This is a genomic window from Streptomyces sp. NPDC058697 (genome assembly GCF_042715345.1).
Lineage (GTDB): Bacteria > Actinomycetota > Actinomycetes > Streptomycetales > Streptomycetaceae > Streptomyces > Streptomyces liliifuscus.
Genome location: NZ_JBHXSU010000043.1, coordinates 1 through 12,557 on the forward strand (window position 1 = coordinate 1; position 12,557 = coordinate 12,557).

Consider the following 12,557-nt stretch of genomic DNA (forward strand, 5'->3'; position numbering starts at 1 on the left):
CGCCCCTAAAAACCTAGGGGCGCGGGGAACTGCGCAGTCTTTTAGCCTCTCCGGCGTTTGAGGAGCGGGGGTTCGGGGGCTGGCCCCCGAGTAGTGACGGGAATGGGTAGGGGCGGCGGGGGCGAAAGAAACCCCGTTCGGGTGAGGACGCACCCGACTCGCCCCCAACCACCCCAGCCCACGCATAACCTGCGCACCGCGACAGCGCGCCGGGGGGCGCCCTCGCATCGGGGAGGGGAACTACATGCCGCACACGGCAACGAAGCCAGGACCGCTCACACCGGAGACGACACCACCGGAACCGGTCACCACCCGCCCCCGAGGCCGCCACCGCAAACCCCGCCCCCGCCGCATCCTGTTCGCGGTGGGCGGCCTTGCCCTGGCCGCAGGAGCCCTGAGCCTCCTGCGCATGGCACCCACGCCCACCGGCGGAGACACCGGCGTGGAGGCAACGGACCTCGACCCCAGCGCGGCCAGTTCGACGGACAGCCCGGCTCAGGGCGACGCGGGAGCGGTACCCGTAGCCGCACCACCCACCACAGGCACGACCCCCTCGCCCACAACCACCACGGGACCATCGGGATCCACGTCAACTTCCGCCCCGAACGGCCTGAACGGGCGAGACGGGCGGGACGGCCTGAACAAACCCAACGGGTCCTACGGCTCCTACGAGTCCTACGGGCCGGCCGGAGACTCCGCCCCCGGAGCCCGGCGCGGAGCCACAGGTCCGGCCGGAGTGCCAGGACCGGCAGCAGGCCCCCGCAACCCGGCCCCCAACCCCTCCGACGCCCTCCAGGGCGCCCTCCCCATCACCACAACCCCACCCGCCCGAGCAGGCCGGCAACCGGCACCGCCCCGACCCCCCGCCGCCACGCCCACAGCCCCGGCGCCGACCCCGACATCCCCCGACGCACCGCAGAACCCCGCCCGCCCGGGCACAGGCCTGTGCGTCCCGGTCGTGGGCCTGTGCTTCGACGGAAACGACGGCAACGACAGGTAGGAAGAGGAAGGGACCACCAACCGCTAGTTGCTCCGCCGCCTGAGCTGCCAAGGCTCGACCACGCCCAGCCCTCGCACCGCCCGCTGCCACATCGGCTGAAGCGCGAAGCGGTACGACGGCGGCTCCTCGCCCTCCTTCTCCGCGGCGGCGGCCTCGTCGGCGGCAGCGGCCTCGGAGGCGGGCGCGTCGCCGGTCCGGGTGAGTTCCTCGGCGAACGCCCCGTCGACCAGGACGGCGTCCTTCGGAGCTATCGAGGTCAGCCGGGACGCTAGGTTGACGGTCGTACCGAAGACATCGCCCATCCGGGTGGTCACCGTGCCGAAGGCGATACCGACGCGCAGCTCGGGCATCGTCTCGTCGCCTGCCATGGTCTCGATCAGCCGCAGCGCGATCTCGGCGGCGAGGCCCGCGTCGTCGGCCGCGTACAGCACCTCGTCGCCCAGCGTCTTGATCAGGCGCCCGCCGTGCGCGGCCACCAGGTCCGCCGCGGTGGTCTCGAAGGCCTCGACGAGTTCGCCGAGTTCCTCCTCCTCCATGCGCCGGGTCAGCCGCGTGAAGCCGACGAGGTCGGCGAAGCCGACGGCGAGGCGCCGGTCGACCATCTCCTCGTCGTCCGCGGCCTGCACGACACGGCCGGTCGCGGCGGCGAGCTGGCGCCGCCAGACATAGACGAGGAACTCCTCCAGCTCGGGCAGGAGCAGCTCGACGAGGGGGTACGTGACCTCGGTGCGTGTCATGCCCGGTTCCGGGGGCTCGGTGAGGCCCTCCAGGAAGGAGTCGATCTGCCACTCGGCCAGCCGGGCGGTGGTCTGGCCGGTCGAACGGGCGACCTGGACCGCCATCGCCTCGCTGAGCAGCCCCGCCTCGACCAGACCGGAGAGCCGGCGCAGAGCCAGTACGTCGGCCTCCGTGAGCGCCTTGGCCTGGCCGATGTCCGCGAAGCCCATGGCCCGCCAGAAACGGGTGGCCAGCTCCACGGAGACGCCCGCGCTGCGGGCGGCCTGGAAGGGGGTGTAGCGGCGCTCGGCACCGAGGATGAGCTGTTCGAGACGCAGGGCCAGCGGATCCTCCTCGGAGGCGGCGGCCTGCGCCTCCGCGCGATCGGCCCCGTCACCCCGTCCCGCAACCTCACCCCGTCCCGCACCCTCGCCCCGGCCGGCAGCCTCCACCCGCCCCGGGCTCTCCATCCGACCCGAGGCCGACGGCCCGCCCGGCGCCCCCGCCTGGTCCGTGAGATCCACCCGACCCGTCTGTTCCGCCCGTTCCACCTGATCCGACGCCTCGGGCGCGCTCGGCGGCCCGTCCGGCGTCTCCGTCCGGTCCGGCGTTTCCGCCTGGTCCGTTCGGCCGTCCTGCGCGTCCACTCGGTCCTGTTCCTCCACCCGCGCGTGCGCCTCGGCCCGATCGGTCCGTGCGGCCGCCGTGTCGGCGACAGACCCGGTGGTACGCCCCGGCTCACCGTCGGAGGCGGTGTCACCCGTGCCGGAGCCCGTGTCGTCGACGGTCACGCCTGCTGCCCTTCCGATCTGCCGCGGTCAGGTATCGACCGGCCTCAACTCTACGGCAGGTGTGCCCTGGGTCACTCCCGACCGCCGAGGCCGGACGCCCGAGGCCCACTCCTCCCGCTCAGGTCCGGCGGCCCACTGCCACTCGTACGGCCCGTACGCGCTCCTTGCTCACCACCAGGCACGAAGTGTCCCGCGCGCCCCTGTGGGCACGCCCGTCACCGGTTCCCCGTGTCTCCCGTATCCCCGGCGTCCCCCGTGTCCCCCGCCGGCCGCAGATGCACGATGTCCCCCGCCCCCACGGGCTGCTGCACGCCCTCCGCCGTGGCCAGGACCAGTCGTCCGTCGCCGTCCACGGCCACCGCCTCCCCGGTGATCGACTTCCCGCCGGGCAGTTCCGCCCGTACGACCCGCCCGAGGGTGGCGCAGCCGGCCGCGTACGTGTCCTGGAGGCCGGACCTGGCCGGGTCGCCGCCCACGCTGCGCCACTTCTCGTACCACTGGCCGAGGGAGCGGAGCACGGCCCGCAGGATCGTGTCACGGTCCGTGGTCGTCGCTCCCGCGAGGACGAGCGAACCCGCGCCCGGCACGGGCAGTTCGTCCTCGCGGAGCGTGACGTTGATGCCGATGCCGACGACGACCGCGTCGGGTCCGGCACGCTCGGCGAGGATGCCGCCGGTCTTGCGCTCCCGGCCGTCCACCGTGACCAGCAGGTCGTTGGGCCACTTGAGTGCCGTGTCGACCCCGGCCGCCCGGGACAGCGCGGTGGCGGTGGCGACCCCGGCGAGCAGCGGCAGCCAGCCCCAGCGCTCGACCGGCACCTCGGTCGGTTTCAGCAGGACGGAGAAGAAGAGGCCCGAGCGGGCCGGTGCCGTCCACTGGCGGTCGAGGCGCCCGCGTCCGGCGTCCTGCTCCTCGGCGACGAGGACCGCGCCCTCCTCCGCCTTGCCCTCCGTGGCGAGGGCGACGAGATCGGAGTTGGTGGAGCCGGTGTGCTGTACGACGTCGACAGCGCGCCAGAGCCCCTCGTGCCCCCCGTTGCGCACCAGCGCGCGGCGCAGGGCCACAGCGTTGAGCGGGGGACGGTCCAGGTCGGACCACCGATTGCTGTTCGCGTCTGAGTCGTCTCGCGGCGTCATGCAACCCACCCTAGGTGTGGTAAACGCCGCACTGCCGAACGGTAGGCACGCCACTACGCTACGGATGAGTAGCCAACCCCCCTGCTGAGCACCGCCCAGCACCGTTCAGCACGTCCGAAGCACCTGTGTCACCTCACCCTCACGTCCCCACTGAGCAGGCAGGGAGCCGCATCCCGATGTCCGAGCCGGAACAGCAGTATGAGATCGACATCCACACCACCGCGGGCAAGCTCGCGGATCTGCGGCGCCGCATCGACGAGGCGACGCACGCCGGCTCGGCGCGTGCCGTCGAAAAGCAGCACGCCAAGGGCAAGTTGACGGCTCGTGAGCGGATCGAGCTGCTGCTGGACGAGGGCTCCTTCGTGGAGTTCGACGAGTTCGCGCAGCACCGCTCGACGGACTTCGGCCTGGAGAGCAACCGCCCGTACGGCGACGGGGTGGTGACCGGCTACGGCACGGTGGACGGGCGCCCGGTCGCCGTGTTCTCCCAGGACTTCACGGTCTTCGGCGGCGCGCTCGGCGAGGTCTACGGCCAGAAGATCATGAAGGTGATGGACTTCGCGCTGAAGACCGGCTGTCCGGTCATCGGCATCAACGACTCGGGCGGCGCCCGTATCCAGGAGGGCGTCTCGGCGCTCGGCATGTACGGCGAGATCTTCCGCCGCAACACCCACGCCTCGGGCGTGATTCCGCAGATCAGCCTGGTGGTCGGTCCGTGCGCGGGCGGCGCGGTCTACTCCCCCGCGATCACCGACTTCACGGTGATGGTCGACCAGACCTCGCACATGTTCATCACCGGCCCGGACGTCATCAAGACGGTCACCGGTGAGGACGTCGGCTTCGAGGAGCTGGGCGGCGCGCGCACGCACAACGCGGTGTCGGGCGTGGCCCATCACATGGCGGGCGACGAGAAGGACGCGATCGAGTACGTCAAGTCGCTGCTGTCCTACCTCCCGTCGAACAACCTCAGTGAGCCGCCCGCCTTCCCGGAGGAGGCGGACCTGGCCCTGACCGACGAGGACCGCGAGCTCGACACGCTGATCCCGGACAGCGCGAACCAGCCGTACGACATGCACACGGTGATCGAACACGTCCTGGACGACGCCGAGTTCTTCGAGACCCAGCCGCTGTTCGCGCCGAACATCCTCACCGGCTTCGGCCGGGTCGAGGGCCACCCGGTGGGCATCGTCGCCAACCAGCCGATGCAGTTCGCGGGCTGTCTCGACATCGACGCGAGCGAGAAGGCGGCCCGCTTCGTCCGCACCTGCGACGCCTTCAACGTCCCGGTCATCACGTTCGTGGACGTCCCCGGATTCCTCCCGGGCGTGGACCAGGAGCACTACGGGATCATCCGCCGCGGCGCGAAGCTGATCTACGCGTACGCGGAGGCCACCGTCCCGCTGATCACGGTCATCACCCGCAAGGCCTTCGGCGGCGCGTACGACGTCATGGGCTCCAAGCACCTGGGCGCGGACCTCAACCTCGCCTGGCCGACCGCCCAGATCGCCGTGATGGGCGCGCAGGGCGCGGTGAACATCCTGCACCGCCGCACCATCGCCGCGGCCCCCGCCGACGAGCAGGAGGCCACCCGGGCCCGCCTGATCCAGGAGTACGAGGACACGCTCCTCAACCCCTACACGGCGGCCGAGCGCGGCTACATCGACGGCGTGATCCTGCCGTCCGACACCCGCTCCCACGTCGTACGCGGCCTGCGGTCGCTGCGTACGAAGCGGGAGTCCCTGCCGCCGAAGAAGCACGGCAACATCCCCCTGTAGGACGCCGGTCGAGAGTGTCGACAATCAAGAGTCGAGAGCGGGAACGATCATGATCAAGGTCGTACGGGGCAATCCGACCCCCGAGGAGCTGGCCGCCGCACTGGCGGTGGTCCAGGCCCGCGCCGCGGCGGCGGCAACATCCCCGCCCGGCGCACCACAGGAACGCCCGGCATGGTCCGACCCGTCCCGAGTGGCCCAGAGGCGCCTACCCGCACCGGGCCCGCGCACATGGGCCCGCACCTTCTGGCCCGGTTAGAGGGCAGCGCCCCTTAGGGGCGCGGGGAACTGCGCGACCAGCCACAACGCACCCGCGGCCAAACAGTCAAAGAACACGAGCAACGGCTTCGGCCATCACCGCGTACCCGACATCATTCGGGTGCAGGTGATCGCCGAAGTCGTACGCCCCACACAGCACATCCGGCGAGTCAGGATCACCCAGGACCCGGTGGAGATCGACAACCGCGTCGTACTCCCCCGCGCAGCGAACCCACTCGTTCACCTCGTGACTCACCTTCGCCGCCCGCTCCCCCCAGTGATCGGACCCGCCGAAGGGAAGCAGGGTCGCCCCCACGGCCCGAACCCCCCGCTCCCGGGCCATCCGTATCAACTCCCGGTGCCCCGCGACGAGTTCGCCCACCTCCACAAGCGGCGCGGGCCGATACGTGGGCTGCTCGTCCGTCTCGCTGAACCCGATGTCGTTGAGCCCCAGCAGAACGACGAGCGTGTCGACGCCCGCGAGCGCGAACACGTCCCGCTCCACGCGCCGGACGCCTTTCTCCCCGTACCAAGCAGAGTCGTTGAGCAGCAGATTCCCGCCGATGCCCGCGTTGAGCACGGGCCGCCCCGTGCGCTCGGCGAGGGCGTCGGACCAGCGCCGGTTGGCGCCGGGCGTGGACCCGAACCCGTCGGTGATCGAGTCGCCGAAGAGGGCGACGGCGTCCGTGCGCCCCGCGGAGACATCGACGCCGGACAGGAAGTACCAGGACTCGCTGACCTCGTCGAAGGCCTCTCCCCCGGTGTCCTCCAGGAGATCTCCCGCGCCCCGGTAGCTGGTGGTGAAGGCCTGCGCGTGGAAGGTCGCGGGCCCGGTGACGGCGTCCAGATGGAGGGTGACCGTCACCGATTCGCCTGATTCCAGGGCGAGTTCGGCCGCGTCACCGATGATCTCCCCGCGCGCCGGCACTTCGACGGAGGCCGCCCCCGCGAAGGTGAGCCGCCGGACCGAGTCCGGCCGCACGGCGGCTCCGCGGGCCGTACGGGCGACCGTCGCGCCCGCGATCCCGAGCGGCGAGGTCCCGTACGCGTTCGACAGGCGGATACGGATCCGGTCGCCGCCCGCGCCGAGGCGGACGACCTGGCGCAGGGACTGCCGCCAGAACCCCTCCTGCGACCAGTTGGGCGTGAAGCCCGTGCTGGGCAGCTGGGGCGAGGCGGTCCAGGCGGTGGTGAACACGGCACATCCCTTTCCGAGAGGATCAGGACCCTGTCCCCTAATGGAATCAGAGTCCCTTTAGTGATGCCCGGAACGATAACAGGAAGGAAGGCCCTAATGGAACCCCAGACCCTTTTACTCAAAATGAGTACGCGTACTCAGGCGCCCGCGCCCGCGGCGGAGTCACGATCGTTGACATGCTGTGGTCCGACCCGGAGAACGAGCCGCCCAAGGAACTGCGTGACATGCAGGACATGTTGCGGCGGCTGGGCGTTCTCCTGGCTCTGGCCGCGGTGCTCGCGATGATCGTGCTCGGCGTGATGTGAGCCGCCCCGGCCCCGCCGATACCCTGGCCGCATGACTGATCAGCCACGCCGCCGACTCGTCCTCGCCTCCCAGTCCCCCGCCCGGCTCGGGCTGCTGCGCCAGGCCGGACTCGCCCCCGAGGTCATCGTCAGCGGAGTCGACGAGGACGCCGTGACCGCCCCGACCCCCGCAGAACTGGCCCTCGCGCTGGCCGAGGCGAAGGCGTCCGTGGTGGCGGCGCGACCCGAGGTCAAGGGTGCCCTGGTGATCGGCTGCGACTCGGTGCTCGACCTGGACGGCGAGGCGCTCGGCAAGCCCGCCGACGCCGAGGAGGCGACCGCGCGCTGGAAGGCCATGCGCGGCCGCGCGGGCACGCTCCAGACCGGGCACTGCGTCTGGGACACGTCGGCCGGGCGGCACGCCTCGGCGGTCGCCTCCACCGTGGTCCGCTTCGGCGAGCCGAGCGACGCCGAGGTCGCCGCGTACGTCGCCTCGGGCGAGCCCCTCCATGTCGCGGGGGCGTTCACGCTCGACGGCCGCTCGGCCCCGTTCATCGACGGCATCGACGGCGACCACGGCAACGTCATCGGGATCTCGCTGCCGTTGGTACGCCGCCTGCTGGCCGAACTGGGTGTCGGCATCACGGAGTTGTGGACCCCGCGCGAGAAGTGACGCGCGGGGCGGGACGGGCGGCCCGGGAGCTGCCCGGGAGCAGGGGAGTCAGGAAGCCGAGGGCGCCGGAGGCGGGATGACCGGCGACCCGCCATTGCCGCCACCCACGGCGGCGCCGCCCGTCGCACCACCGTCCGCGGTGCCACCGCCTGCCGCACCGCCGCCCGTCACACCACCGCCCGTTGTACCGCCGTCCGGCTTGGCGTCGTCCGGCCCGGCGTCGGAGAGGGTGCCCTCGCGACGGTCGTACGTCATGAAGATGAGCACGATCAGCCCGAGCACCACCATCATGAAGGCGAACGCGCCCCAGCCCACCAGGCCCACCGTGAACGCGCCGAGCAGGGCGTGCACCACCGCGGCACTGAACAGCAGGATGCGGCCGACGCCGGCGGGGGCGCGGTCGCGCAGGGCCACGCGCAGCGCGACGACACCGCAGAGCGCGAAATAGAGGCCGAAGAGCAGGCCGGCGACCTTCGAGGACGTGGACATCACGTCCGAGTCGAGCCCGGCCAGGGACATGTCCTGCCGGTCGACGACGACCCCCATGAACCAGTTGACCAACGCGATCCCTATCGCCTCCGCGAAGAGCACGATCGCGGTCACCCATGCCACCGGTCTGCGCACCACCGGTCCCCACCCACTTCCGACTGCCGCTCGACCAAAACTGCTGTTACCTCAAGTACGTTCGAGACAGCCTGCACGCTACTAACGGGTAAACCGCGGGACAAGGGATCTACGGAGGGCAAAGATTCGTTGGGCCATTCGTAGGGACTCCACAAAGAAACGGAGTGGGGCGCAGCACGCTCTCACAGAGACCTTGGCCACATCGGAGGGCTAGGGTTCTTAGGAAGCCCCCTGCGTACCGCGGTGCGACAAGGGATTTCGCGGACGAGCGGACCTTGTATCACGCTCCGTGTGGGAAAGCTCACCACCGGGGACGGGTCGATACGTCGTGTCGGCAGTCCCTAAACTCGGCTTGTTTCAAGGAGAGGGAGCCAACGTGCGCAAGGTGTTGATCGCCAACCGTGGCGAAATCGCTGTTCGTGTCGCCCGGGCGTGCCGAGACGCCGGTATCGCGAGCGTGGCGGTGTACGCCGAGCCGGACCGGGACGCACTGCATGTGCGGGCCGCGGACGAGGCGTTCGCGCTGGGCGGTGACACCCCCGCGACCAGCTACCTCGACATCACCAAGGTGCTGCAGGCCGCCAAGGACTCCGGCGCGGACGCCATCCACCCCGGCTACGGCTTCCTTTCCGAGAACGCCGAGTTCGCGCAGGCCGTCCTGGACGCCGGGCTGATCTGGATCGGCCCGCCCCCGCAGGCCATCCGCGACCTCGGTGACAAGGTCGCCGCCCGCCACATCGCCCAGCGCGCCGGCGCCCCGCTGGTGGCCGGCACCCCCGACCCGGTGTCCGGCGCCGACGAGGTCGTGGCCTTCGCCGAGCAGCACGGCCTGCCGATCGCCATCAAGGCCGCCTTCGGCGGCGGCGGCCGCGGCCTGAAGGTCGCCCGCACCCTGGAAGAGGTCCCCGAGCTGTACGACTCGGCCGTCCGCGAGGCGGTGGCCGCCTTCGGCCGCGGCGAGTGCTTCGTGGAGCGCTACCTCGACAAGCCGCGGCACGTGGAGACCCAGTGCCTGGCCGACTCCCACGGCAACGTGGTCGTCGTGTCGACGCGTGACTGCTCGCTGCAGCGCCGCCACCAGAAGCTGGTCGAGGAGGCGCCCGCGCCGTTCCTGTCCGACGAGCAGGTCGCCGAGCTGTACTCGTCCTCCAAGGCCATCCTCAAGGAGGCCGGTTACGTCGGCGCGGGCACGGTCGAGTTCCTGGTCGGCACGGACGGCACGATCTCCTTCCTGGAGGTCAACACCCGCCTCCAGGTGGAGCACCCGGTCACCGAGGAGGTCGCCGGCATCGACCTGGTCCGCGAGATGTTCCGTATCGCCGACGGCGAGGAGCTCGGCTACGGCGACCCGGAACTGCGCGGCCACTCCTTCGAGTTCCGCATCAACGGCGAGGACCCGGGCCGGAACTTCCTGCCCGCCCCCGGCACCGTGACCGTCTTCGCCCCGCCGTCGGGTCCGGGTGTGCGCCTGGACGCGGGCGTGGAGAGCGGCAGCGTGATCGGCCCGGCCTGGGACTCCCTGCTCGCCAAGCTGATCGTCACCGGCGCCACCCGCGAGCAGGCCCTGCAGCGGGCTGCCCGCGCGCTGGCCGAGTTCAACGTCGAGGGCATGGCGACCGCGATCCCCTTCCACCGCGCGGTGGTGAAGGACCCGGCGTTCGGCCCCGAGCTGACCGGCTCCAGCGACCCGTTCACGGTCCACACCCGCTGGATCGAGACCGAGTTCGTCAACGAGATCAAGCCCTTCGCGGCTCCCACGGACACCGAGGTGGAGGACGAGCCGGGCCGCGAGACGGTCGTCGTCGAGGTCGGCGGCAAGCGCCTGGAAGTCTCCCTGCCGGTCTCCCTGGGCATGTCGCTGGCCCGTACGGGCCTCGCGGCCGGCGCCAAGCCCAAGCGCCGCGCGGCCAAGAAGTCCGGCCCGGCCGCCTCCGGCGACACCCTCGCCTCTCCCATGCAGGGCACGATCGTCAAGGTCGCCGTCGAGGAGGGCCAGGAGGTCAAGGAGGGCGACCTCGTCGTCGTCCTTGAGGCCATGAAGATGGAACAGCCCCTCAACGCCCACCGCTCGGGCACCGTCAAGGCCCTCTCCGCCGAGGTAGGCGCCTCCGTAACCTCCGGCGCCCTCATCTGCGAAATCAAGGACTGACACGCTTGTGTTCGGTCTGCGGGCCCGGCGGGGGCTGGTCGCGCAGTTCCCCGCGCCCCTAACACGCTGAGGCGCCCGAGGCACAGGCTTAGCCTGACCTCGGGCGCCTCAGCGCGTTAGCCGGACCCCTCGCTTTTAGCTTTTAGGGGCGCGGGGAACTGCGCGACAAGCCACACACAACCCGCAGCCCCCGAACGACAGCAATGGGGCAGACGAGACGGGGCCAGGACCAACCTCCCGGCTCACAGGAGAGGCGAGGTGATTCACATGGCCAAGCCGCCGGCAGGCATGCGCGCCGACGCCCGCCGCAACCACGAGCGACTGGTCTCCGAGGCAAGAACGGCATTCGCCGAGTTCGGCGCCGACGCATCCCTGGAGGACGTGGCCAGACGAGCCGGCGTAGGCATCGGCACGCTGTACCGGCACTTCCCGAACCGCCACGCACTGCTGAGCTCGGTCTTCTCGGACGCGGTGAGCGATCTCCTGGACCTCTCGCGCGAACTACTGGACGACCCGCAGCCGTGCACGGCGCTCGTGACATGGCTGCGCGCCATCATCACTCATGCGAGTGAGTACCGCGGCCTGGCGCGTGCGCTCATGGCGGCCTCGCACGACGACGCGTCGGAACTCGCCCGGTGCAGCGGCCCGATGCGTGAGGCGGGCAGCGCCCTGCTCGCCCGTGCGCAGCGGGCGGGCGCCGTACGCTCCGATGTCTCCATCGGCGACCTCCTCCAGCTGACCAACGCGATGGCGCTGGCCGCCGAAGAGACCCCGGACGATCCGGAGTTGGCCGACCGCCTGCTGACACTGACGCTACGGGGCCTCAAAGCCTGACGCCCCGCACACCGAGCACACGTACTGCTGTGGCCGCGCTCCCTGACGTACGAACTGGACCGTCGTCCGTCAGGACCAGGGCCGAGGGGCCTGCCGTCAGCGTCGGCGCAGGTCCGCGACCCGCGCCCGCTCGCTCTGGGGCTGCTCCCCCAGAACCGCGGCCGCGCTGCGCAACTGCGGGCCCGCACCACCGGGGACCTGGCCACGCCTGGGGCCGGGGAGCGGCACGTCCCGGCGTGGCGGCTGTCGCCCCGCCGGGACCGTATCCCCGCCCGCACCACCGGCTCCGGCCACCGCGATCTGTACGCCCTGATCCGCCAGGGCCTGCAGTTCGGTGCCCGCGCGGTCGTCGTGGGCGGGCGGCTCGTCGGTGACGAGCCGGGTGATCACGTCGGTCGGCACGGTCTGGAACATCGTGTCGGTGCCGAGCTTGGTGTGGTCGGCGAGGACGACGACCTCGGCGGCCGCCTGCACCAGCGCGCGGTCGACGGACGCCGACAGCATGTTGGAGGTGGACAGGCCGCGCTCGGCGGTCAGTCCGCTCCCCGACAGGAAGGCCCGGGAGACCCGCAGCCCCTGGAGGGACTGCTCGGCACCGCTGCCGACCAGGGCGTAGTTGGAACCGCGCAGGGTGCCGCCGGTCATCACGACCTCCACGCGGTTGGCGTGGGCCAGCGCCTGGGCCACCAGCAGGGAGTTGGTGACGACGGTCAGACCGGGGACCCGCGCGAGCCGGCGGGCCAGCTCCTGTGTCGTGGTTCCCGCCCCCACCACAATGGCCTCGCCCTCTTCGACGAGACTTGCGGCGAGATCGGCGATGGCCGTCTTCTCGGCGGTCGCGAGATGAGACTTCTGCGGAAAGCCGGACTCCCGCGTGAACCCGCCCGGCAATACCGCACCGCCATGCCGGCGGTCGAGGAGTCCTTCTGCCTCCAGTGCGCGCACGTCCCGCCGTACGGTCACTTCGGAGGTCTGGACGACGCGGGCGAGCTCACGGAGCGACACGGCCCCATTCGCTCGCACCATTTCGAGGATCAATTGGCGACGTTCTGCAGCGAACACGAAACTGACAGTAACCCCAACGACCGTCTGCTTTCAGCAGTTTGCGCCGAATAACAGAA

11 protein-coding genes are annotated in these 12,557 nt (G+C 71.1%); 6 read left to right on the forward strand and 5 right to left on the reverse strand.

All coding sequences use genetic code 11. From position 1 onward, the window contains the following. Nucleotides 1–1,023: 1,023 nt before the first annotated feature. Both ACFWXQ_RS45110 and ACFWXQ_RS45115 read right to left on the reverse strand, forming a co-directional pair. A complete protein-coding gene (locus tag ACFWXQ_RS45110) occupies nt 1,024–2,187 on the reverse strand; it encodes an adenylate/guanylate cyclase domain-containing protein (protein WP_383954411.1) in 1,164 nt (387 codons plus the stop codon). Nucleotides 2,188–2,723: 536 nt separating this feature from the next. Then, a complete protein-coding gene (locus tag ACFWXQ_RS45115) occupies nt 2,724–3,644 on the reverse strand; it encodes a biotin--[acetyl-CoA-carboxylase] ligase (RefSeq protein WP_383954407.1) in 921 nt (306 codons plus the stop codon). Between the two features lie 176 nt (nt 3,645–3,820). On the opposite strand from ACFWXQ_RS45115, the gene ACFWXQ_RS45120 reads away from it, so the two are divergent. Both ACFWXQ_RS45120 and ACFWXQ_RS45125 read left to right on the forward strand, forming a co-directional pair. Beyond that, nucleotides 3,821–5,419: an acyl-CoA carboxylase subunit beta gene (locus tag ACFWXQ_RS45120; RefSeq protein ID WP_383954405.1), complete on the forward strand. Its 1,599-nt coding sequence runs from the start codon at nt 3,821–3,823 to the stop codon at nt 5,417–5,419. Nucleotides 5,420–5,465: 46 nt separating this feature from the next. Further along, nucleotides 5,466–5,675 (forward strand): acyl-CoA carboxylase epsilon subunit, encoded by a 210-nt coding sequence (locus ACFWXQ_RS45125; protein WP_383954409.1) that lies wholly within the window; start codon nt 5,466–5,468, stop codon nt 5,673–5,675. Nucleotides 5,676–5,741: 66 nt separating this feature from the next. On the opposite strand, the gene ACFWXQ_RS45130 is transcribed toward ACFWXQ_RS45125, so the two are convergent. Continuing rightward, nucleotides 5,742–6,872, reverse strand: coding sequence for an SGNH/GDSL hydrolase family protein (locus ACFWXQ_RS45130; protein WP_383954403.1), 1,131 nt, complete (start codon nt 6,870–6,872; stop codon nt 5,742–5,744). Nucleotides 6,873–7,048: 176 nt separating this feature from the next. Between ACFWXQ_RS45130 and mmpB the strand changes: the two genes are divergently transcribed. Both mmpB and ACFWXQ_RS45140 read left to right on the forward strand, forming a co-directional pair. Further along, complete coding sequence (gene mmpB / locus ACFWXQ_RS45135; RefSeq protein WP_143636837.1) at nt 7,049–7,177, forward strand: morphogenic membrane protein MmpB; 129 nt, start codon at nt 7,049–7,051, stop codon at nt 7,175–7,177. 31 nt (nt 7,178–7,208) lie between these two features. Further along, on the forward strand, nt 7,209–7,829 hold the full coding sequence (locus tag ACFWXQ_RS45140) for a Maf family protein (protein WP_383954401.1): 621 nt from the start codon (nt 7,209–7,211) through the stop codon (nt 7,827–7,829). Between the two features lie 48 nt (nt 7,830–7,877). Here ACFWXQ_RS45140 and ACFWXQ_RS45145 read toward each other — a convergent pair whose 3' ends face one another. Continuing rightward, nucleotides 7,878–8,456 carry a hypothetical protein gene (locus tag ACFWXQ_RS45145; protein WP_383954399.1) on the reverse strand — a complete coding sequence of 193 codons (579 nt, stop codon included), beginning with the start codon at nt 8,454–8,456 and terminating at the stop codon, nt 7,878–7,880. Between the two features lie 373 nt (nt 8,457–8,829). Between ACFWXQ_RS45145 and ACFWXQ_RS45150 the strand changes: the two genes are divergently transcribed. Further along, nucleotides 8,830–10,602 (forward strand): acetyl/propionyl/methylcrotonyl-CoA carboxylase subunit alpha, encoded by a 1,773-nt coding sequence (locus ACFWXQ_RS45150; RefSeq protein WP_383954397.1) that lies wholly within the window; start codon nt 8,830–8,832, stop codon nt 10,600–10,602. A gap of 267 nt (nt 10,603–10,869) precedes the next feature. Then, nucleotides 10,870–11,436 (forward strand): TetR/AcrR family transcriptional regulator, encoded by a 567-nt coding sequence (locus tag ACFWXQ_RS45155; protein WP_383948627.1) that lies wholly within the window; start codon nt 10,870–10,872, stop codon nt 11,434–11,436. Between the two features lie 96 nt (nt 11,437–11,532). Here the strand turns inward: ACFWXQ_RS45155 and ACFWXQ_RS45160 are convergent, their stop codons facing one another. Then, nucleotides 11,533–12,498 (reverse strand): DeoR/GlpR family DNA-binding transcription regulator, encoded by a 966-nt coding sequence (locus ACFWXQ_RS45160; RefSeq protein ID WP_383948629.1) that lies wholly within the window; start codon nt 12,496–12,498, stop codon nt 11,533–11,535. Nucleotides 12,499–12,557: the final 59 nt, after the last annotated feature.